This is a genomic window from Myceligenerans salitolerans (assembly GCF_017349295.1).
Lineage (GTDB): Bacteria > Actinomycetota > Actinomycetes > Actinomycetales > Cellulomonadaceae > Myceligenerans > Myceligenerans salitolerans.
This window is the reverse complement of record NZ_JAFMPK010000005.1, coordinates 13,632-33,399: the sequence shown is the minus strand read 5'-3', so window position 1 is coordinate 33,399 and position 19,768 is coordinate 13,632. Positions and strand designations below refer to the sequence as shown.

17 protein-coding genes are annotated in these 19,768 nt (G+C 72.2%); 5 read left to right on the top strand and 12 right to left on the bottom strand.

Annotated elements, in window-relative coordinates; translation table 11 throughout:
- Together recA and J0911_RS00155 are read right to left on the bottom strand one after the other, a co-directional pair.
- Positions 1 to 1,224, bottom strand: coding sequence for a recombinase RecA (gene recA / locus J0911_RS00160; protein ID WP_207273376.1), 1,224 nt, complete (start codon positions 1,222 to 1,224; stop codon positions 1 to 3).
- A 229-nt stretch (positions 1,225 to 1,453) separates the two neighbouring features.
- Positions 1,454 to 1,687: a DUF3046 domain-containing protein gene (locus J0911_RS00155; RefSeq protein WP_207273375.1), complete on the bottom strand. Its 234-nt coding sequence runs from the start codon at positions 1,685 to 1,687 to the stop codon at positions 1,454 to 1,456.
- Positions 1,688 to 1,728: 41 nt separating this feature from the next.
- Here J0911_RS00155 and J0911_RS00150 point away from each other — a divergent pair, with 41 nt between their 5' ends.
- Both J0911_RS00150 and J0911_RS00145 read left to right on the top strand, forming a co-directional pair.
- The gene (locus J0911_RS00150; protein ID WP_207273374.1) at positions 1,729 to 6,804 is read left to right on the top strand and encodes an Lhr family helicase; all 5,076 of its coding nucleotides are present in this window, start codon (positions 1,729 to 1,731) and stop codon (positions 6,802 to 6,804) included.
- On the top strand, positions 6,791 to 7,612 hold the full coding sequence (locus J0911_RS00145) for a DNA-formamidopyrimidine glycosylase family protein (RefSeq protein WP_207273373.1): 822 nt from the start codon (positions 6,791 to 6,793) through the stop codon (positions 7,610 to 7,612). Before J0911_RS00150 ends, J0911_RS00145 begins: the two co-directional genes overlap by 14 nt.
- A 59-nt stretch (positions 7,613 to 7,671) precedes the next feature.
- Here the strand turns inward: J0911_RS00145 and J0911_RS00140 are convergent, their stop codons facing one another.
- The 5 genes from J0911_RS00140 to J0911_RS00120 form a co-directional block, all read right to left on the bottom strand.
- The gene (locus tag J0911_RS00140; protein WP_192861128.1) at positions 7,672 to 8,028 is read right to left on the bottom strand and encodes a helix-turn-helix domain-containing protein; all 357 of its coding nucleotides are present in this window, start codon (positions 8,026 to 8,028) and stop codon (positions 7,672 to 7,674) included.
- 274 nt (positions 8,029 to 8,302) lie between these two features.
- Positions 8,303 to 8,797, bottom strand: a complete 495-nt coding sequence (locus J0911_RS00135) for a CinA family protein (protein ID WP_207273372.1) — start codon at positions 8,795 to 8,797, stop codon at positions 8,303 to 8,305.
- On the bottom strand, positions 8,794 to 9,387 hold the full coding sequence (gene pgsA / locus J0911_RS00130) for a CDP-diacylglycerol--glycerol-3-phosphate 3-phosphatidyltransferase (protein ID WP_207273371.1): 594 nt from the start codon (positions 9,385 to 9,387) through the stop codon (positions 8,794 to 8,796). Before pgsA ends, J0911_RS00135 begins: the two co-directional genes overlap by 4 nt.
- A 92-nt stretch (positions 9,388 to 9,479) precedes the next feature.
- Positions 9,480 to 12,293, bottom strand: coding sequence for an FtsK/SpoIIIE family DNA translocase (locus tag J0911_RS00125; protein ID WP_242636064.1), 2,814 nt, complete (start codon positions 12,291 to 12,293; stop codon positions 9,480 to 9,482).
- Positions 12,294 to 12,412: 119 nt separating this feature from the next.
- Positions 12,413 to 12,823, bottom strand: a complete 411-nt coding sequence (locus J0911_RS00120) for a hypothetical protein (RefSeq protein ID WP_207273369.1) — start codon at positions 12,821 to 12,823, stop codon at positions 12,413 to 12,415.
- 117 nt (positions 12,824 to 12,940) lie between these two features.
- Here J0911_RS00120 and J0911_RS00115 point away from each other — a divergent pair, with 117 nt between their 5' ends.
- The gene (locus J0911_RS00115; protein ID WP_207273368.1) at positions 12,941 to 13,579 is read left to right on the top strand and encodes a TetR/AcrR family transcriptional regulator; all 639 of its coding nucleotides are present in this window, start codon (positions 12,941 to 12,943) and stop codon (positions 13,577 to 13,579) included.
- A gap of 67 nt (positions 13,580 to 13,646) precedes the next feature.
- Here J0911_RS00115 and J0911_RS00110 read toward each other — a convergent pair whose 3' ends face one another.
- The 4 genes from J0911_RS00110 to rraA all read right to left on the bottom strand — a co-directional run bounded on the left by J0911_RS00110 (position 13,647) and on the right by rraA (position 18,123).
- Complete coding sequence (locus J0911_RS00110; RefSeq protein WP_207273367.1) at positions 13,647 to 14,423, bottom strand: DUF4328 domain-containing protein; 777 nt, start codon at positions 14,421 to 14,423, stop codon at positions 13,647 to 13,649.
- Positions 14,424 to 14,640: 217 nt separating this feature from the next.
- Positions 14,641 to 16,326, bottom strand: a complete 1,686-nt coding sequence (locus J0911_RS00105; RefSeq protein ID WP_207273366.1) for a ribonuclease J — start codon at positions 16,324 to 16,326, stop codon at positions 14,641 to 14,643.
- 40 nt (positions 16,327 to 16,366) lie between these two features.
- On the bottom strand, positions 16,367 to 17,356 hold the full coding sequence (gene dapA / locus J0911_RS00100; protein ID WP_207273365.1) for a 4-hydroxy-tetrahydrodipicolinate synthase: 990 nt from the start codon (positions 17,354 to 17,356) through the stop codon (positions 16,367 to 16,369).
- Between the two features lie 302 nt (positions 17,357 to 17,658).
- Positions 17,659 to 18,123 (bottom strand): ribonuclease E activity regulator RraA, encoded by a 465-nt coding sequence (gene rraA, locus J0911_RS00095; protein WP_207273364.1) that lies wholly within the window; start codon positions 18,121 to 18,123, stop codon positions 17,659 to 17,661.
- 77 nt (positions 18,124 to 18,200) lie between these two features.
- Here rraA and J0911_RS00090 point away from each other — a divergent pair, with 77 nt between their 5' ends.
- On the top strand, positions 18,201 to 18,710 hold the full coding sequence (locus tag J0911_RS00090; protein ID WP_207273363.1) for a GNAT family N-acetyltransferase: 510 nt from the start codon (positions 18,201 to 18,203) through the stop codon (positions 18,708 to 18,710).
- Positions 18,711 to 18,803: 93 nt separating this feature from the next.
- On the top strand, positions 18,804 to 19,274 hold the full coding sequence (locus J0911_RS00085; protein ID WP_207273362.1) for a hypothetical protein: 471 nt from the start codon (positions 18,804 to 18,806) through the stop codon (positions 19,272 to 19,274).
- Here J0911_RS00085 and J0911_RS00080 read toward each other — a convergent pair.
- Positions 19,241 to 19,753, bottom strand: a complete 513-nt coding sequence (locus J0911_RS00080) for a hypothetical protein (protein WP_207273361.1) — start codon at positions 19,751 to 19,753, stop codon at positions 19,241 to 19,243. The genes J0911_RS00085 and J0911_RS00080 overlap by 34 nt on opposite strands.
- Positions 19,754 to 19,768 lie beyond the last annotated feature (15 nt).

Sequence of the window (19,768 nt, the reverse complement as noted above, 5' to 3'; positions counted from 1 at the left end):
TCAGAACGGTGCCTTCGCAGCAGCGGCCTCAGCAGCGGAATCGGCCCCGTCCGCCGCCTTGGCCTTGGTCGTGCGGGTGCGCGTCGCCTTGGCCCCGGACTTGGCCGCCGCCTTCGCACCCGTCTTGGCAGTGGCCGTCGCACGGCCCGAGGAGGACGCCGCGGCGACCGTCCCCGAAGGGGCGGCATCCGTGTCACCCGAGCCGCCCTCCGCCGGCGCGTCGACCCGCGGGCCGATGCCGAGCTTCTCCTTGATGCGCTTCTCCAGCTCGGCAGCGAGGTCCGGGTTGTCACGGAGGAACGATCGCGCGTTCTCCTTGCCCTGGCCCAGCTGGTCGCCCTCGTAGGTGAACCACGAACCGGACTTGCGTACGAATCCGTGGTCCACGCCCATGTCGATGAGGCCGCCCTCGCGAGAGATGCCGACGCCGTAGAGGATGTCGAACTCCGCCTGCTTGAAGGGCGGGGCCATCTTGTTCTTGACGACCTTCACCCGCGTACGGTTACCGACCGGTTCCGTGCCCTCCTTGAGGGTCTCGATCCGACGGATGTCCATGCGGACCGAGGCGTAGAACTTCAGTGCCTTACCGCCGGTGGTCGTCTCGGGGCTCCCGAAGAACACGCCGATCTTCTCGCGCAGCTGGTTGATGAAGATCGCCGTCGTCCCCGAGGCGTTGAGCGCACCGGTGATCTTCCTCAGGGCCTGCGACATCAGCCGGGCCTGCAGGCCGACGTGGCTGTCGCCCATCTCACCCTCGATCTCGGCCTTGGGCGTCAGGGCGGCGACGGAGTCGATGACGATGATGTCCAGGGCGCCGGAGCGGATCAGCATGTCCGCGATCTCCAGCGCCTGCTCACCCGTGTCCGGCTGGGAGACGAGGAGCGCGTCCGTGTCGACGCCGAGCTTCTTCGCGTACTCGGGGTCCAGGGCGTGCTCGGCGTCGACGAAGGCGGCGATCCCGCCCGCCTTCTGCGCGTTGGCGACGGCGTGGAGCGCGATCGTCGTCTTACCTGACGACTCCGGCCCGTACACCTCGACGATACGGCCGCGGGGCAGGCCTCCGATCCCGAGCGCCACGTCCAGCGCGATGGAACCGGTGGGGACCACCTCGACGGGGGCACGGGTCTCCTCCCCGAGGCGCATGACCGAGCCCTTGCCGAAACTGCGGTCGATCTGGGCGAGAGCTGCCTCAAGGGCCTTCTCGCGGTCTGCCGGTGCTGGCATGTGTTCACCTTCTGATCTCGGGGCGCCCTGTGCGCCGGTCCGGATGGGTCCTCCGGGCTGTACCCGGGACGTCAGGAGCGACGGTACGCGGACCCACTGACACGGACGCCTTCTCCGGCCCCAGCCTGTCGACAAGGTTCCGGAATCCGTGCCTGTGGTTCGAGTCTAGACGAACGTCTGTTCGATGCAATGCCGACACACCGGAACGAGGAACGAACCCGCCCTTCCTCTACCGCGAGGGTGGAGCCTGCCGGTGATCGTCGGCTCCCCAGCGCTCCGGCTCGGGGACGTCGAGCGCGTCGCACAACGCATGCCACACGTCGCGTGGCTCGAACCCCGCCGTCAGCGCGTCCTCGGGCGTGCGGTTCCCCAGCTTGGGCAGCACCTGCTCCCGTACCAGGACGCGCCCGTACGCCGAGCCGAAGACCTCGTCCACCAACCGCTGGAAATCGCTGTGCCGCACCGGATCAGCCTAGTGTCAGTGTCCCGGACCACAATGGCTGCATGACCGATCCACTTCCCGCGTTCGGAGCCGCCACCCGGTCCTGGTTCACCGGTGCCTTCGAGCAGCCCACCACCGCGCAGACCGGCGCGTGGGACGCGATCGCACGGGGTGACCACGCACTCGTGGTCGCGCCGACCGGTTCGGGGAAGACACTCGCAGCGTTCCTCTGGGCGATCGATCGCCTCATGACCTCGGCCGCACCCGAGGATCCCGCCCGCCGCTGCCGCGTCCTGTACGTCTCACCGCTCAAGGCGCTGGCCACCGATGTGGAGCGGAACCTCCGCTCCCCGCTCGCCGGGATCCGGCAGGCCGCCGTGCGCGGGCGTCTTCCCGTGAACGATGTCACGGTGGGCGTCCGGACGGGTGACACGCCGCAGGCGGAGCGCCGCGCGTTCGCCACGCGCCCGCCGGACGTCCTGATCACGACGCCGGAATCGCTCTTCCTCGTGCTCACGTCCCAGGCTCGCGCGGGCCTGGCCGGCGTGGAGACGGTGATCGTGGACGAGATCCACGCGGTGGCGGGGACCAAACGCGGTGCGCACCTCGCCCTGAGCCTCGAGCGCCTGGACGAGCTGCTGGAACGGCCCGCCCAGCGGATCGGGCTCTCCGCGACGGTCCGGCCGGTGGACGCCGTCTCCCGGTTCCTGGCCGGTGGCCGGGACGGCGACGGCGCGCGGGCGGTGTCCGTCGTGCAGCCTTCGGTGGTCAAGAAGTGGGACATCGACGTCGTCGTGCCGGTGCCGGACCTGACGGACCTGGATGCCGTCGGTACGCCCGATCCGCACTCGGTGAGCGCGGGCACCGGTGCTCTTGCCACGCCCGACGGCACCAGCCCGCCGACGGCGGTCGGGCCGGGCGACCTCGACCTCACAGGGGCGGCGACCCGGCCGCTGCGACGCGCCTCGGTATGGCCTCATGTGGAGGAGCGGGTCGTCGACCTCGTCGCGGAACACACCTCGACACTGGTGTTCACGAACTCCCGGCGTGGGGCCGAGCGCCTGACGGCGCGCATGAACGAGGTGTGGGTGCAGCGCCAGGGAGCCGATGTCGCCGACCCCTCCGAGACCTGGGCCGCCGCAGTGCCAGGCCAGTCGGGCACCGCGGCAGGCGTGACCGGGCCCCCCGCTCGCGGTGCGAACCAGGCGGGCACGGACGGTGCGCCCCCCGGGCGGGGCATGCCCGAGGCCGCGCCGGGCATTCCGGCGGAGCTCCCGGTGATCGCGCGGGCGCACCACGGCTCGATGAGCCGGAACGAGCGTACGCAGACGGAGTCCGAGTTGAAGGCGGGCCTGCTGCCGTCGGTGGTCGCGACCAGTTCCCTGGAGCTCGGCATCGACATGGGGGCGGTCGACCTGGTGGTCCAGGTGGGTTCGCCGCCGTCGGTGGCGAGCGGCCTGCAGCGCATCGGCCGTGCGGGGCACCAGGTCGGCGCGGTGTCGAAGGGCGTGGTCTTCCCGATGTTCCGGGGAGACCTGGTGCCGTCGACGGTGATCGCACAGCGCATGCGCGAGGGCGAGATCGAGCACCTCCATGTCCCCGCCAATCCGCTCGACGTCCTGTCGCAGCAAGTGGTGGCGATGCTCGCCGTTGACGACTGGCACGCGGACGACCTGCTCGCCGTCGTACGCCGTGCCGCGCCGTACACCGGCCTGGGCGACGCCACGTGGCACGCCGTGCTCGACATGCTGGCCGGGCGGTACCCGAGCGAGGACTTCGCCGAGCTGCGTGCCAGGATCACGTGGGACCGCACCACGGGCCTCCTGCGGGGCCGACGAGGCGCGCTCCGTCTGGCGGCGACGAGCGGGGGAACCATCCCCGACCGGGGCCAGTACGGCGTCTTCCTCGCCACGGACGACACCGGCGGCGACAGAACCGCACGAGGCGGCAAACGCGTGGGCGAGCTCGACGAGGAGATGGTGTACGAGTCACGGGTCGGTGACACCTTCACCCTCGGGTCGAGCACCTGGCGCATCGAGGACATCACCCCCGACCGCGTGCTCGTCTCCCCCGCGCCAGGACTTCCGGGCCGCCTCCCGTTCTGGAAGGGCGACACGCCCGGCCGCCCCGCCGAGCTCGGCCGCGCCGTCGGCGCGTTCGTCCGGCAGGCGGACGCCGCGCTGGCCGACGACCCCGCCGGGGGACGTGCCCGCCTGCAGGAAGCCGGGCTCGATCCCTGGGCGGCGGACAATCTCGCGGCCTACCTCGTCCAGCAGCGCGAGGCGACAGGGCGGGTGCCGGACGACCGGACGATCGTCGTCGAGCGCTTCCGCGACGAACTCGGGGACTGGCGAGTGGTGATCCACTCCCCGTTCGGCGCCCGGGTGCACGCACCGTGGTCCCTCGTGATCGCCGCGCGGCTGCGCGCGCGGTTCGGCGTCGACGTCGCCGCCATGCACTCCGACGACGGCATCGTGCTGCGCCTGCCGGACAGCGGGAGCGCCTGGGACGCCGGGGACGGCGAGCCCGGGCCGGGCGGCGACGGCATAGCCCTCGAGGACCTGCTCATCGAGCCCGACGAGGTGTTCGGGGCCGTGCGCGACGAACTGGGTTCGTCGGTGATGTTCGCCGCCCGGTTCCGGGAGGCAGCGGCCCGGGCGCTGCTCCTGCCCCGCCGCCGCCCGGGCAAGCGGCAGCCGCTGTGGCAGCAGCGCCAGCGCTCTGCCCAGTTGTTGCAGGTCGCGTCGGAGTTCCCGGAGTTCCCGATTGTGCTGGAGGCGGCTCGCGAGTGCCTGCAGGACGACTTCGACGTCGCCGCGCTCGCCGACCTCATGCGGGACACGGCCGCCGGCCGGACCCGCGTCCTGGAGGCCACCACCGAGTCGCCGTCCCCGTTCGCGCAGGCCCTTCTCGTCGGGTACACCGCTCAGTTCCTCTACGACGGCGACGCCCCGCTCGCCGAGCGCCGTGCTGCCGCGCTGTCGCTCGATCCGGACCTGCTCAGCGAGTTGCTCGGCGAGCGGTCCGCCGACCTCGCCGACCTGCTCGACCCGGACGCGATCCAGCAGACGCAGGCCGAGCTGCAGTGCATCGCTCCGGACCGGCACGCCCGGGACGCCGAGGCACTGTGGGACCTGTTGCGACGCACGGGCCCGCATCCCGCCGGGGCTCTCGAGGCGCGGACGGACGAGGACCGCCGTCCCGACCTGCCGGACTGGCTGGCGGATCTGGAACGCGCCCGCCGTGTCGTCCGTGTCCGCATCGCGGGCCGGACGACGACGGCCGACGCCGAGCAGTGGGCCGTCATCGAGGACTCCGGGCGCCTGCGCGACGCGCTCGGCGTCGCGCTGCCCACGGGCATCCCAGAGACGTTCACCGAACCGGTCGCCGACCCCCTCGGTGACCTGGTCCGCCGACACGCCCGCACCCACGGCCCCTTCACCGCGTACGACGTCGCCGACAGGTTCGGGATCGGTCCGGCCGTCGCGTCCGAGACCCTCGCCCGCCTCGAGACGGCCGGGCACGTCGTCCGCGGGCGGCTGCTGCCCGACACGCTGGGCGGCACCGGCGACGAGTGGTGCGATCCCGCCGTCCTGCGGGTGCTGCGGCGCCGCTCGCTCGCGGCGCTGCGGGCCGAGGTGGAGCCGGTGGAACAGGCATCCCTCGGTGTCTTCCTTCCGCGCTGGCAGGGGGTCGGCTCGGGCGCGCTGCGAGGAACGGACGGGCTGCTCCAGGTCGTCGAGCAGCTCGCCGGCGTGGCGGTTCCGGCATCGGCTCTGGAGACGCTGGTGCTGCCGGCGCGCGTGCCGGACTACCGCCCAGGGCTGCTCGACGAGCTCACCGCCGCCGGGGAGGTCCTGTGGTGCGGCCACGGCAGGCTTCCCGGGTCGGGCGGCGGGGACGGCCTCGTCTCCCTGCACCTGGCCGACGGCGCGGCACTCACGCTCCCCGAACCCGTGCCGATCGAGCCGGACGGCCCGCTGGACACCGGTCTGCACCGCGCCGTGCTCGACCTGCTGAGCGGGTCCGGCGGCCACTTCCTTCCGAGGATCGCCGAGCTCGCCGACGCCGAGCCGGACGCCGTGCTCGAGACGCTCTGGGACCTCACGTGGGCCGGCCTGGTGACGAACGACGGGCTCGGCGCTCTCCGCGAGAGACTCGGCGGGACCGGAGGCGCCCACCGCGCACCCCGCGGCTCCGGTCGTGCGCGCCCGGTACGCCGCTCGCGGTTCGCGATCCACTCCCCCGCGATGTCGCCCGGCCGCCCCTCCTCGGCGCTCCCGGCGCCGCGCACCCCGCGGGGTGGTGGCGGCCGGTGGGCCGCGCTGCCACCGCGCGAGAAGGATCCGACCCTGCGCGCCCACGCCACGGCGCAGGTGCTCCTGGACCGGCACGGCGTGCTCACGCGCCCCGCCGCGGCCGCCGAGGGGGTGACGGGGGGCTATCGCGACGTCTACCGGGTGCTGTCCGAGATGGAGCAGCGCGGCGGCGTACGTCGCGGATACTTCGTCGAGCATCTCGGTGGGTCGCAGTTCGCGCTCCCCGGTGCCGTCGACGGGCTCCGGCACGACGCCCAGGACCGTACCCGCCGGATCGAGAGCGACCGGCCGCCGACCGCCGTCGTCCTCGCCGCGACGGATCCGGCGAACCCGTACGGCGCCGCTCTGGCGTGGCCCGCCACGCCGGTGGCCACCGAGGACGTGGACGCGGGGACGGCAGCCGGAGCCACTCGGGCCACCCACCCGTCGGGTCGGGACGGCCCCGGCCCCGTCCCGGCGTCGTCCGGTACCGTCCCGGCGTCGTCCGAGGCCGGCACCCGGCCGGGCGGCACGCACCGGCCCGGCCGCAAGGCCGGGTCGCTCGTCGTGCTGGTGGAGGGAAGCCTCGTGCTGTACGTGGAGCGCGGGGGGCGCAGCGTGCTGTCGTTCGACCGCACTCCCGCACGTCTCGCGGCGGCGGCCACCGGCCTGGCCCGGACAGCGGCCACGGGTACGCTCGGCAGGCTCGTGGTGCAGCGGCTCGACGGCCTCGGCGCCGTTCAGGCCTCGGCGTCCGGGAACGCTGTCGCCGAGGCGCTGACGGCCGCAGGATTCGCCGTCACGCCCCGTGGGCTACGGGTGCCGCATGCCCGAGGGTGACGTCCTGCGCCTGACGGCCGAACGCCTGGATGCCGCCCTGGCGGGCCAGGTTCTGACGCGCGCGGAACTGCGTTGGCCGAGTGCTGCCGCCGCCCACCTGGTCGGCGCGACGGTGCTCGGCACGGTGCCCTACGGGAAGCACCTGCTGACCCGGTTCGACGACGGCCGGACCCTGCACACCCATCTGCGCATGGAGGGACGGTGGCGCGTCGACCGCACCGGGTCCCGTGGCGCGGCCGCTCGCAGCCCGGCGATCCGCGCCGTCCTCGGGACCCGGAACTGGACATGCACGGGATGGCAACTCGGCATGCTCGACCTGCTCGCGACCCGGGACGAACCGCGGATCCTGGCCGGGCTCGGGCCCGACGTCCTCGCCGACCGCTTCGCACCCGACGTCCCGGGCTCGCGCCTGCCCGACGGCGTCGCCGCGCTCGTCCGTGACCCCGACCGGGCCCTGTGCGACGCCCTGCTCGATCAGCGCACCGTGGCCGGGCTCGGGACCATCTGGATGGCCGAGTCGCTGTTCGCCCGGCGCGTGTACCCGTGGGCCCCGGCCGGCGCGCTCGGCGAGGACGGCGCCACGACGCTCCTCCTGACCGCACGCGAGCTGATGTGGCGCAGCATCCGCGTCGCGCGCCGCGACGGTTTGGGCTCCGTCGAGAGGGCCGTGCACGGACGGCTGGGACAGCCGTGCCGCCGCTGTCGCACACCGATCGCCGTCGGCACGGCCAACGAAGCGCCGTTCGAGCGACCGGTGTTCTGGTGCCCGAACTGCCAGGCCGACCGGTCACGGCGCACCGAGGCATGAGAACGGGCGCCCCACCGGCAGGTGGTGCGCCCGTCGTGAGATCCGCGGACGGCCTCCGGTCAGCCGACCGGAGCCAGGTCCTCGCGTGCGATGTCCCGCTTCGTCGCGGAGCGGTCGCACCGAGCCAGCATGCCCTGCATGAAGTCGGCAGGGATGGTGTCGGGGATCTGGGGGAGGATTCCTTCCGCGACCGCGACCCGGTCGCTCACCTCGCGCAGGACGCGTGACAACGGGACGTCCAGTGCGTCGCAGATCGACGCGAGAAGCTCGGACGACGCCTCCTTCTGACCGCGCTCGACCTCGCTGAGGTAGCCGAGGGACACTCGTGCCGCCGAGGACACCTCTCGCAGGGTGCGCCCCTGGAGCTGACGCACATCTCTCAGCACGTCACCGATCTCTTGCCGCATTACGACCATCTCGCGCCCCCTTCCCGTGCCTGTCTCGTTCCCGGATGCGTCCGCCCCCGTGGCGCGGGAGACGATCGCACGTGCCTTTCGCGTGTGCTCGCCTCCTCCGGGGTTCGTCCTACGGTACCCCGTCCTCGGTGAGCCATGACGTCGGGTCCGACCCGTCGGCTTGTTCGCGATCACGCCCGGTCCAACGTCACTGTTCCGACTCTTGTTCCCGAGGGCCACTCCCGTCAAGTGTTTTGCAAGAATTGACCAAGAAGTTTCACCCTTGGGCAACGGGTCACGACAAATCCGAGATGACCTCGAGGGCCAGATCGAGCACCCCCGACGTCGCTCCGGCGATGACGTCCGGCCGTGGCCCGGCGAGCTCGATCCGGCGTACCCGGTCCACGCCGGGTGCGGACACCGCGACGTAGACGAGGCCGGGCGCGTGCCCGTCCTGGGGGTCGGGACCCGCCACGCCGGTGGTCGCCAGCCCGACATCGGCGCCGGTCGCCTCGCGGACCCCGGCGGCCATCCGCGTCGCGACGTCCGGGTCGACGGCGCCGCGGACGGCCAGCAGGCCGCTGTCGACGCCGAGCAGCCGTGCCTTGAGATCGGTCGCGTAGGCCACGATCCCTCCGCGCAGCACCGTCGACGCGCCGGGCACCGACACCAGCACGGATGTCACCCCGCCGCCGGTGAGCGACTCCGCGACGGCGAGCGTCCAGCCCCGTGCGCCCAGTCTCGCAAGGAGGTCGGGTGCGAGATCGGCGGCAGGAGCGGCGCCGTTCACGCCTGAGCCGGGGAGGTCCGCCTGGCCGAGCGACGGATCCTCCACCCCTGGTAGGCGTAGTCGAGGCCGGTCACCACGGTGACCACGACCGCGGCCACCATGACGACCCAGGCGATCACCGTCAGCCACGGAAGGCCGGCGTGCGGCAGCAGGAACGCGGTGATGGCCACCGCCTGCAGGACCGTCTTGAGCTTCCCGCCCCGCGAGGCAGGCATCACCGCGTACTTCAGGACCGCCATGCGCATCAACGTGATGCCGAACTCACGCGCGAGGATGACCACCGGCACCCACCAGGGCAGTTCGCCCAGCGGCCACCACAACAGGACGAGGGCCGTGCCCACGAGGAGCTTGTCGGCGATCGGGTCGAGAAGCTTGCCCAGATCCGTGATGAGGCCGCGGGACCGGGCCAGGTAGCCGTCCACCTTGTCGGAGAGCGCGGCCACCACGAAGACGATCGTGGCCACGATGCGCCAGGCCACGGACTCCCCGCCGTCGGTGAGGAGGGCCCACGCGAAGAACGGGACCATCGCGATCCGGACCATCGTGACGTAGTTCGCCACGTTCCAGGGCGACGGTGCGTCGTTGACCATTGCTCCACCCTAACCGTCTGCCAGGGCACTTCCCGAATCGCCGGGCAGCACCCCGTGGGCCGCCCGGGCCGGCCGGTCACGCAGGTCCGTCGTCAGCGGGTCTCCCGCTCGGCCATCGCCACGCCCGAGGGGTAACGCCCCTCGCCGTCGGTGCCCCCGCCGCCGGAACCGGTCCCGGCGGCGTCCTCGTCCCCCGGCCCGTCATCCGCCTCGTCCTGGTCGTAGAGGCCTGTCGACTCCCCACGGATGAGCGCGAGCGCCGCGGGCAGGTCGTCCGCGGCGACGAGCACGTCGCGGGCCTTGGAGCCCTCGGACGGCCCGACGATCTCCCGCGACTCCAGGAGGTCCATGAGGCGGCCCGCCTTGGCGAACCCGACGCGCAGCTTGCGCTGCAGCATCGACGTCGAGCCGAACTGCGTCGTCACCACCAGTTCGGCGGCCTGGAGCAGCAGGTCGAGATCGTCGCCGATGTCCTCGTCGATCTGCTTCTTCGCGGCGGCCGGCGCCGCGACGTCCTCCCGGTACACGGGCTTGAGCTGGGCCTTGACGTGCTCCGTGACCGCCTCCACCTCGGACTCGGTGACCCAGGCGCCCTGCACGCGCATCGGCTTCGCGGAGCCCATCGGCAGGAACAAGGCGTCCCCCTGCCCGATGAGCTTCTCGGCCCCCGGCTGATCCAGCACCACGCGGGAGTCGGCGAGCGACGACGTCGCGAACGCGAGCCGCGACGGCACGTTCGCCTTGATCAGACCGGTGACGACATCGACCGAGGGGCGCTGGGTGGCCAGCACGAGGTGGATCCCCGCCGCTCGGGCGAGCTGCGTGATCCGCTGGATCGACGCCTCGACGTCCCGGGGCGCGACCATCATGAGGTCCGCGAGCTCGTCGACCACGACCAGCAGGTACGGGTAGGGCGCGATCTTGCGCTCGGAGCCGGGCAGCGGCTTGACCTTGCCGGCCCGCACGGCGGCGTTGAAGTCGTCGATGTGCTTGTACCCGAACTCCGCGAGGTCGTCGTAGCGGGAGTCCATCTCGCGCACGACCCACTCCAGTGCCTCGGCGGCCTTCTTGGGACTGGTGATGATCGGCGTGATGAGGTGCGGAATGCCCTCGTAGATCGTCAGTTCCACGCGTTTCGGGTCGACGAGCACGAGCCGCACCTGCTCGGGGGTGGCCCGCATGAGCACCGAGGTGATCATCGAGTTGATGAAGCTCGACTTGCCCGCACCGGTGGCCCCGGCGACGAGGATGTGCGGCATCTTGGCGAGGTTCGCCACCACGTAGCCACCCTCCACGTCCTTGCCGACGCCCATGACCATCGGGTGCTCGGTGCGGCGCGCGGCCGAGGAGCGCAGCACGTCACCGAGCACGACGGTCTCGCGGTCGGCGTTCGGGATCTCGATACCGATCGCCGACTTGCCCGGGATCGGCGACAGGATCCGGACGTCCGCGCTGGCGACGGCGTACGCGATGTTGTTCGAGAGGGAGGTGATCCGTTCGACCTTGGTCTTGGGCCCCACCTCGACCTCGTACCGCGTGACGGTCGGGCCACGGGTGAAGCCGGTGACCTGCGCATCGACGCCGAACTGCTCGAAGACCCCGGTGAGCGACTCCACCACGCGGTCGTTGGCGGCGGATCTCGTCTTGTGCGGCGGGCCTTCGACCAGGAGTGACTCCTCCGGCAGGAGGTAGACGGTGTCGCCGTCGAACATGGGCTGCTCGCCCCGCGGCATCGGGTCCGGGGTGGCGGGCGGTTTCGGCGCGGACTTCTTCCGGGGCGTTGCCGACCCCTCGTCGAGGAGCCCGGGCCCGATCGCCGGAGCCCCCGTGCCGCCCTTTCCCTCGCCGGTCGGGATCCGCTGGGTGGTGAGCTTGTCCGCACGGCCCGACGCGCTGCCCGACGCCTCGTCGGCGGACGCGAGGTAGGCCGCCTTCTCGAAGGCCTCGTCGCCCACGTAGCCCCGGACGCCCTTGCGCTTGCGACGCCTGCCGGACTGCCCGGTGGACGACGCCGTCGCGTCACCGGCCCCCGCATCGTCGGTGTCCCCGGGACGGTGGTTGCCGGTGAGCCGGTCGTAGACCCCCAGCAGGCGGCCAGGGATGCGGTGCACCGGGGTGGCCGTGACGATGAGCAGTCCGAAGAACGCCGCGAGCACGTAGAGCGGCACGGCGAACCACTCGGTCAGGCCGGTCACCACGGGCGTGGCGAACAGATAGCCGATCACGCCGCCGGCGTCCTGCACCGGCCCGAACCCGTCCGTGGGTGACGGTAGTCCGGCGCTGATGTGCACGAGGGAACACACGGACACGACGACGAAGCCGAGCCCGATCGTCACGCGGCCGTTCGCCCGCGCCCGCTCGGGATGCCGCATGACCCGCAGCGCGATCCAGAGCAGGAGGACAGGGAGCGCGACGCCGGCCACCCCGAGCGTGCCTGCCACGACCGCGTGCACACCGTCCCCGAAGGCGCCGTCGATGCCCCACCACTCGCGGGCAGCCACCACGACGGCCAGAGCGAGCAGGAAGAACCCCACGCCGTCCGCCCGGTGATCGGGCTCGGGAGCACCACCGGTCTTCGAAGCGGTGTCGCCCGAGGTTCCCTTCGCCGTTGTGGCCCGGCTCGCCTTGCCCACGTCTCCTTCTCCGTCCCCGGGTGTCGTGTCCTGGTCCCGCGGCCCGACCGCACGTGCCGCGCCTCCGACGGCGTGTGCCATGCCCATCCACGTGCCACGCGCCGCCCGGACGGGCCAGGAACGCGCGACGCCGGCCGGTGCCCCGCCGGTGGCGGGCTTCCCGCGTGCCGGGCTCGCGCCCCTGGCCTTGCGAGGCCGTGGTGCGTGCTTGCGCGGGGCTGACTTCCGGGGCCTGCCGCTCCGGCTGCCGCCCTGGGTGGATCGGGTCGCCATGATGCTGCCCACGGTAACGAGACAGACCGACACACCCGCGCACCCGACCCGGTGTGTCCGGTTCCTACTGGACGTGGCGCCGGCTCCGCGTCCACGTCAGGACGGAAGCCGGCCCGCCGTCAGGACAGGAACAGACCCACGGCCAGTGTCACCACTCCCGCCGCCAGGAACACCGCCCCCACCGGGAAAAGGACCCTGAAGCCGTTGGGCCGGGTGCGGTCCCGCCCCATGGCGCCGAAGAAGAAGCCACCGGGCAGGAGGACCGCCGCCACGAGCACACCCGTGGCCGCGAGCCAGTGCCAGAAGCCGGTGAGCACCGTGGCTTCCGCCAGCACCACGCAGAGCAGACCGAGGGTCACCAGCACACCCGCATGGGCGTGCCCGGCACGGAAGAACGACTTCTGGAAATCCGTGGCCGGTACGCGCCCGGTGCTCACCTTGAGCAGGAAGAATCCACCGGATTCGATGCCGACCACGGTCAGCAGGACGATGGCGGCGGTCAGGCGTGCGCCGTCGGACAGTTCGAGCATGGGTGTGACCTCTTTCCGTGCAGGCGGCCGGGTCCCCGGTGTCTCCCTGCGACGCTTCCGTAACACTGTTATAAAACACCGTTCGAAAACTCTCGTCAAGGCTTCTAGACTCAAGGCATGGCACGCCCCCGGACCCACGACGACGCGCTGCGCACCCGGCTGCTGGAGGTGGCCTCCCGCACGACGTCGGAACGCGGCGAGGCAGGCGTCACGGTGCGCGCCGTCGCCGCCGAGGCCGGGACCAGCCCGTCCGCGGTGTACGCGCTCTTCGGGTCACGCGAGAAGCTCCTCGCGGCGGTCACGACCGAGGGCTTCCGGCGCTTCGCCGAGCACCTCGCCGCCGTGCCCGACACCGGTGACCCCCGCCAGGACCTCCTCGCCCTCGGGATGGCGTACCGAACGTCCGCGCTGTCCGACCCTCACTTCTACCGCGTCATGTTCGATCGGCGCGTCGCGCCCGCCCTCGACGACGAGTCTCCTGGGGAAGGTGCCGGCACCACGGAGCGAGGTTCCACCGGCCGGGAGACGTTCGGGGTCCTGCGCGACGCCGTCGCACGTGCCGTCCCGCGAACTCCTGCCCCACGCATCGAGACGGTGGCGCTCGGCCTGTGGGGCCTGGTCCACGGACTCGTCTCCCTGGAGCTCGCAGGCCGGCTCGACGGCGACGCCCAGACCCGCGAGAGCCGCTACGCCGAGACGTTGGGCGCCCTGGGCCCGCTGCTCGCCACGGCCGGTACCGGCCCGGCCGATCCCTGAGAGCTCGACGGACGCTCGCCACCCCGCCCGCGTCTCGCGCGACACGTGACGGGGCCCGGACCGGTCGTCAGGCGAGCGGAGCCGCTTCCCATTCGCGCTGCGCGGCCGTCAGTTCGCGGATCATGGCGACCCAGAGCCAGCAGCCGACAGCCGTCAGCACCGCACCGATCCCCTCGATGACCGGGTAGGCGGCGACCGCCGGCGTGAGCGGGTCGGTGCCCAGTACGCCGCCGGTGAGCCGATTGGTGATCTGATCGCAGACGAGAGGGATCAGCCAGCACGCCCACCACACTCCGATGCCCGGCATGGGCCTGTTCCGGATCGTCGCCCCGCGGACGTCACTGAGCACGACATAGGGGAACCACAGGCTGACGACCGGGACGATCCATCCGATCCACGCCCAGACGGCGCCTCGGCGATGGTGGAACGCCGGGTTGACGGCCTCGGCGAACTTCCGGCTCGTGAAGAGCCAGAGACTGCCGACGACGAAGATCGCGATCCCGAGCGGGAAGAGCAGAATGCCGAAGAAGTCGTAGGCCACGAAGTCGGCCTCGGCATAGCTCAGCCCTCGCTCGGCGGCGTCGGCCCAGACCTCCGTCGCCGGTATCGAGAGCAGCGCGAGCACCAGCCGAAACACGGCGTAGGCGATCGCGACCACGATCGCTGCGGTGGCCAGGCCCGCAGGCACCGGACGACGAACCGGCGGATAGCCGTATCCGGCAGGAGGACGGTGCGTCCACGTCGGCCGCGGGCTCGCGGGAGCGGGCCGGGCGCCCGCCATCGGGTGGGCGAACGGCGTCGCCGCCTCCGCCGGTGCCGGCGCGTCCCCCTGGCGGGGGCTCACGCCGCCGGGATCGGCCTGAGGCTCGTATGGCGGCTGATGCGGCGGCTGGTGCGGCGATTCCTGGGACACGTGCTGGTCTTCCTGTCGAGCGAGACGAACCCGCCGACGCTATCGCCTGAATGCACTTCAGAATGAGCCGATCCCGGGTGAAACACGGTCACGATCAGGATACGCGGGCCCTCGTGCCCCCGCCCGCCGTGTGCTCCGAGTCAGCCGATCACGCCTCCACCACCACGGGAACGATCATCGGCTTGCGACGGAGCTTCGTGGCGACGAAGCGCCCCACCGTGCGGCGCATGATCTGCTGGAGCTGGTGCGTGTCCGTCGCGCCGCCGGCGACCGCGGTCTCCAGCGCGTCGGTGATCTCCGGGAGCACCGGGTCGAACACGGCGAGGTCCTCGGCCATGCCGCGCGCGAGGATCTGCGGGCCGGCGAGCACCTTGCCCGTCGCGGTGTCGATCGCGGCGTAGACGGAGACGAAGCCCTCCTCGCTCAGGATCCGGCGGTCCTTGAGCTCGGCGTCGCCGATCTCGCCCACCGACGAACCGTCCACGAACACGTACCCGCATGGCACCGCCCCCACCACGGAGGCCCGGCCGTCCACGAGGTCGACGACGACGCCGTCCTCCGCGAGCACCACGCGATCCGCGGGAACGCCGGTCTTGACCGCGATGGAGCCGTTCGCCACGAGGTGCCGCACCTCGCCGTGCACCGGCATGACGTTACGCGGCCGCAGGATGTTGTAGCAGTACATGAGCTCGCCGGCGCTGGCGTGGCCGGACACGTGCACCTTGGCGTTCGCCGAGTGCACCACGCGGGCACCGAGCCGGGTGAGGCCGTTGATCACGCGGAACACCGCGTTCTCGTTGCCCGGGATCAGGGACGAGGCGAGGATCACCGTGTCACCGCTGGTCACCTGGACCCGGTGATCGCCGTTGGCCATGCGGCTCAGCGCCGCCATCGGCTCGCCCTGCGACCCGGTCGACATGTAGACGATCTTGTCGTCGGGCAGGCTGTCCGCCTTCTTCACGTCGATGAGGACACCGGGCGGCACGTCGAGGTAACCCAGCTCGGCCGCGATGCCCATGTTGCGCACCATGGACCGCCCCACGAAGGCGACCCGGCGGCCGTGCGCATGGGCGGCGTTCAGCACCTGCTGCACGCGGTGCACGTGCGAGGAGAACGACGCCACGATGATCCGCTTGTCCGCCTGCGCGAACACGCCGTCGAGCACCGGACCGATCTCGACCTCGGGCGTGACGAAGCCCGGCACCTCGGCGTTCGTGGAGTCGACCATGAACAGGTCGACGCCCTTCTCCCCCAGTCGCGCGAACGCCCGCAGGTCGGTGACCCGCCCGTCCATCGGGAGCTGGTCCATCTTGAAGTCGCCGGTGTGCAGCACCGTCCCCGCACCGGTGGTCACGGCGACCGCCAGCGCGTCCGGGATGGAGTGGTTCACCGCGACGAACTCGCAGTCGAAGATGCCGAGCTGCGCGCGCTGGCCTTCCTTCACCTCGCGGGTGACCGGCTTGATGCGGTGCTCCTTGAGCTTCGCCTCGATGAACCCGAGCGTCAGCTTCGACCCGACGAGCGGGATGTCGCGGCGCAGCCGCAGCAGGTAGGGCACGGCACCGATGTGGTCCTCGTGCCCGTGGGTCAGCACGATCGCCTCGATGTCCTCGAGCCGGTCGGCGATGTACTCGAAATCCGGCAGGATCAGGTCCACGCCGGGCTGGTTGTCCTCGGGGAAGAGGACGCCGCAGTCGATGACGAGCAGACGCCCGTCGTACTCGAGGACGGCCATGTTGCGGCCCACCTCTCCGAGGCCGCCGAGGGCGACCACTCGGAGCCCGCCCTTCGGCAGCTCGGGGGGCAGGGGCAACTCAGGATGTGGGTGACTCAATGGGCCTCCAGGCCTCGTTCTGACAAAGTCTCAAGATCTCTCAGCCGGGCGTGACGATCGCGGGGTGCCCCACGATGGCCGTCGCTTCCTCGGGGAGTTCCGGCGGCGACATGGGTGTCGCGCTCTGCGGGAGCAGGCCCGCGGCGACCAGCACCGCGCGAAGCGTCGCGACCTCGTGGTCGTTCGCGGCCACGTTCGGCAGCCGTAGCGTGCGGTGCTCCAGCACGCCCTGAGCCTGCAACGCCGCCTTCGCCATCACCGCCTGCGCACCCGCACCGTTGAGGGCGCCGACGACCGGCATCACCCGGCGGAACTCGGACAGTGCCCCGGCGTGGTCCCCGGCGTCCCACCGGCGCACCACCTCGGCGTACTGCCGAGCCACGACGTGCGCCGACACCGACACGATCCCGGCACCGCCCACGCTGAGGAACGGCAGGAGCAGCCCGTCGTCGCCCGAGTACCACGCCAGGCCGGTGGCCTCGATGAGCTGAGCCGCGGACCAGACGTCGCCGGTCGCGTCCTTGTTGGCGACGATCCGCGGGTGCTCGGCGATCCTCACGAAGGTCTCGGGAGCGATCCGCACCCCGGCGCGTCCAGGGATGTCGTAGAGCATCACGGGCAGGTCCGTGGAATCGGCGACCGCGGCGAAGTGCCGGATCAGGCCCTCCTGCGTGGGCCGCGAGTAGTAGGGGGAGACGACGAGCAGACCGTCGGCGCCGGCCTCGGCCGCCTGCTCGGCCATCCGGATCGCGTGTGCCGTGTCGTTCGAGCCGGCACCCGCGAGGACTGCCGCGCGGTCCCCGACGGCCTCGGTCACGGCCGCCACGAGCTCCGCCTTCTCGGGAGCGTGGGTGACCGGCGACTCGCCGGTGGTGCCCGAGAGGACCAAGCCGTCGTTGCCGTCGTCGACGAGTTTCTTCGCCAGCTTCACCGAGGCCTTCAGGTCGATCGCGCCGTCAGGCGTCATCGGGGTGACCATCGCGGTGAGCAGGGCGCCGAACGGGCGCTCCGTCGTGCTGGGAAGAACCATGAGGATACCGTACCGCCCGGACCCCGGTCCCGGCGCCTTCCGCCGCCCGCAGGCGGACGCCTCACACTCCGCTCCAGGCGCACGCCTCGTCCCTCGGCCCGCACCTCGCGCTGCGCGCTTCGTCAGCGCTCCCGCCCCACCGAGCCCCTCCTCACACTCCGCTCCAGGCGCACGCCTCGTCCCTCGGCCCGCACCTTGCGCTGCGCGCTTCGTCAGCGCTTCCGCCCCACCGAGCACCTCCTCACACTCCGCTCCAGGCGCACGCCTCGTCCCTCGGCCCGCACCTTGCGCTGCGCGCTTCGTCAGCGCTCCACGAGCACACCGTCCGCGTCCGCCCACACCGTTGCCCCCGGCCGGAAGGTCACACCGCCGATCTCCACGGGCTCGTCGACGACGCCGGCGCCCGCCTTCGCTGACTTGCGCGGGTTCGTGCCCAGTGCCTTCACGCCGAGCGCCAGGCCGCCGAGCGCCCCGGAGTCCCGGATGGCGCCATGGATGATCGCTCCGGCCCAGCCGTGCTCCACCGCCGACGCCGCGATGAGGTCTCCCATCAGCGCGGACCGCAGCGAGCCTCCGCCGTCGACCACGAGCACCGCGCCCGCGCCCGGGGTGGCGCACACCGCCTTGACGAGGCCGTTGTCCTCGAAGCAGCGGATCGTGCGCACGGGCCCGGAGAACTCGGGCACGCCACCGAAGTCCCGCAGCTGGAGCGAGAGAGAGGCGAGTTGCTCGCCCCGCTCGTCGTACAGGTCCGCCGTCGCCACCATCTGATCCTCCGTCTCACCGGTCCGTCGTGATCACGATACGCAGACTCGCGAGCAGGATGTGACATAGGGTTCCCCGCATGACGCTGTTCCGCGATCTCGCCGACGTCTCCGTCCGTCCCGCCGTACCGGGCGACGAGACAGCAGTGACCGAGATCCAGCTCGGGGCATGGCGCGCCACTCACGACGCCACCCTCGGTGAGGGCGTGATGGAACGCATGGACGCCGAGCTCATGCGGGAACGCTGGAAGGCAGCCATCGAGTCGGCACCGGGTCCGGGGTTCGCGGTCCTGGTCGCGCTCGACGGGCCCGAGCTCGTCGGCTTCGCCGCTGTGGCCCCCGGACAGGTCATGTCGCTGGAGGTGGAACCCGGCCACCGCCGCGCCGGGCACGGCTCGCGCCTGCTCGCCGCCGCGGTCGACCGGCTGCGGACGGACGGCGCGCAGGAGGTCACCACCTGGGTGCTCGACGGCGACACCGCACGCGAACGGTTCCTCGGGGACTGCGGCCTGAGCGCCGACGGGGTCGAACGCACCCTCGCCACCGGTCCCCGGGACGTCGTCGAACGGCGTTGGAGCGCCTCGATCTGACCGGGCCGCGCCCCATCCGTCCGCCCCGCCGCGAACCCGAAGTTTCACCGGTACGTGACACCACCGTGACATGACCTTGTCACCATCACGCACATGGGGATCGTGACGGAGTACTTCGCGGCCGCGACCGACGAGGCCGCGGCAGAGGTGCTACGCGTCCCCGGCGGACCGTCGGCACCGGCGGACGGGAGCCCGCCGCGTTTCGACTCCGTCACGCTGCCGTCCGTCGATCCGTTCATCATGCTCGCGGGACTCGCGCAGGCCCTGTCGGGGCGGCCCTACGGCGAGATCACCGCCGACCCGCGGCACGGTGCCCTCGTCGCCAGCAGCGGTGACGAGGGACCGTGGATCGTCACGGTCACGACCGACCTGACGAAGGACCTCGCGTCCGTGGCCCCGGCGCGTCTGGCACGAGCGACCCGCGAGTGGGTCCGCGCGTCCGAACCGCCCGTTCCCGCGCACCGGCTCACCGCGGCCGTACTGCTGCTCGGCGAACTCGCGACGCGTGCCGTGGCCGACGGCCGCGGCCTCTACTGCTGGACGTCCCTGGGCGCCGCCCCGTAGAGCCCCACGGCCTTGCGCAGGGTCGCCCGCGCCCGGCGGCGGTCGCCCGCCGCGTCGTAGGCGAAGGCCAGGTGGTACCAGACGCGCCAGTCGCCGGGCGACGCCTCCACGGCCGCGCGGCGTGCGGCGAAGGCGTCGTCCGCCGCCGCGCGATCGATCCGGCCGCCCGGCGACCGGGGCAGGTCGTCGACGGGCAGGTCGCCCGACGCCGCCAGCGCGTCCGCCATCGCCTGGACACGCGTGGCCAGCCAGAACTCCCTCGCGATGAACGCGAGCACCAGCAGCGGGAGCACGAGGACCGCCAGCCCGATCGCGATCAGCAACGGTTCACCGGTACCGATCATCGCCAGTCCCCGCCCGGCCACCGCCCACAGGTACAGGGCGAGCAGGGCGGTGACGGCCACCGCGCCGAGCAGACCACGCGGGAGCCGGCGGCGCGGCCCGCGAGGCGCCGACGACCGGTCCGGAGAGCCGCTCATACCCGCTTCCCGCCT

Excerpts from the sequence above, each read along its gene's own strand:
- J0911_RS00090 (WP_207273363.1), top strand. The coding sequence starts at position 18,201 with ATGACGCTGTTCCGCGATCTCGCCGACGTCTCCGTCCGTCCCGCCGTA.
- J0911_RS00125 (WP_242636064.1), bottom strand. The coding sequence starts at position 12,293 with ATGGCGACCCGATCCACCCAGGGCGGCAGCCGGAGCGGCAGGCCCCGG.
- recA (WP_207273376.1), bottom strand. The coding sequence starts at position 1,224 with ATGCCAGCACCGGCAGACCGCGAGAAGGCCCTTGAGGCAGCTCTCGCC.
- pgsA (WP_207273371.1), bottom strand. The coding sequence starts at position 9,387 with ATGGTCAACGACGCACCGTCGCCCTGGAACGTGGCGAACTACGTCACG.
- J0911_RS00080 (WP_207273361.1), bottom strand. The coding sequence starts at position 19,753 with ATGAGCGGCTCTCCGGACCGGTCGTCGGCGCCTCGCGGGCCGCGCCGC.
- J0911_RS00150 (WP_207273374.1), top strand. The coding sequence starts at position 1,729 with ATGACCGATCCACTTCCCGCGTTCGGAGCCGCCACCCGGTCCTGGTTC.
- J0911_RS00145 (WP_207273373.1), top strand. The coding sequence starts at position 6,791 with ATGCCCGAGGGTGACGTCCTGCGCCTGACGGCCGAACGCCTGGATGCC.
- J0911_RS00120 (WP_207273369.1), bottom strand. The coding sequence starts at position 12,823 with ATGCTCGAACTGTCCGACGGCGCACGCCTGACCGCCGCCATCGTCCTG.
- rraA (WP_207273364.1), bottom strand. The coding sequence starts at position 18,123 with ATGGTGGCGACGGCGGACCTGTACGACGAGCGGGGCGAGCAACTCGCC.
- dapA (WP_207273365.1), bottom strand. The coding sequence starts at position 17,356 with ATGGTTCTTCCCAGCACGACGGAGCGCCCGTTCGGCGCCCTGCTCACC.
- J0911_RS00115 (WP_207273368.1), top strand. The coding sequence starts at position 12,941 with ATGGCACGCCCCCGGACCCACGACGACGCGCTGCGCACCCGGCTGCTG.
- J0911_RS00140 (WP_192861128.1), bottom strand. The coding sequence starts at position 8,028 with ATGGTCGTAATGCGGCAAGAGATCGGTGACGTGCTGAGAGATGTGCGT.
- J0911_RS00085 (WP_207273362.1), top strand. The coding sequence starts at position 18,804 with ATGGGGATCGTGACGGAGTACTTCGCGGCCGCGACCGACGAGGCCGCG.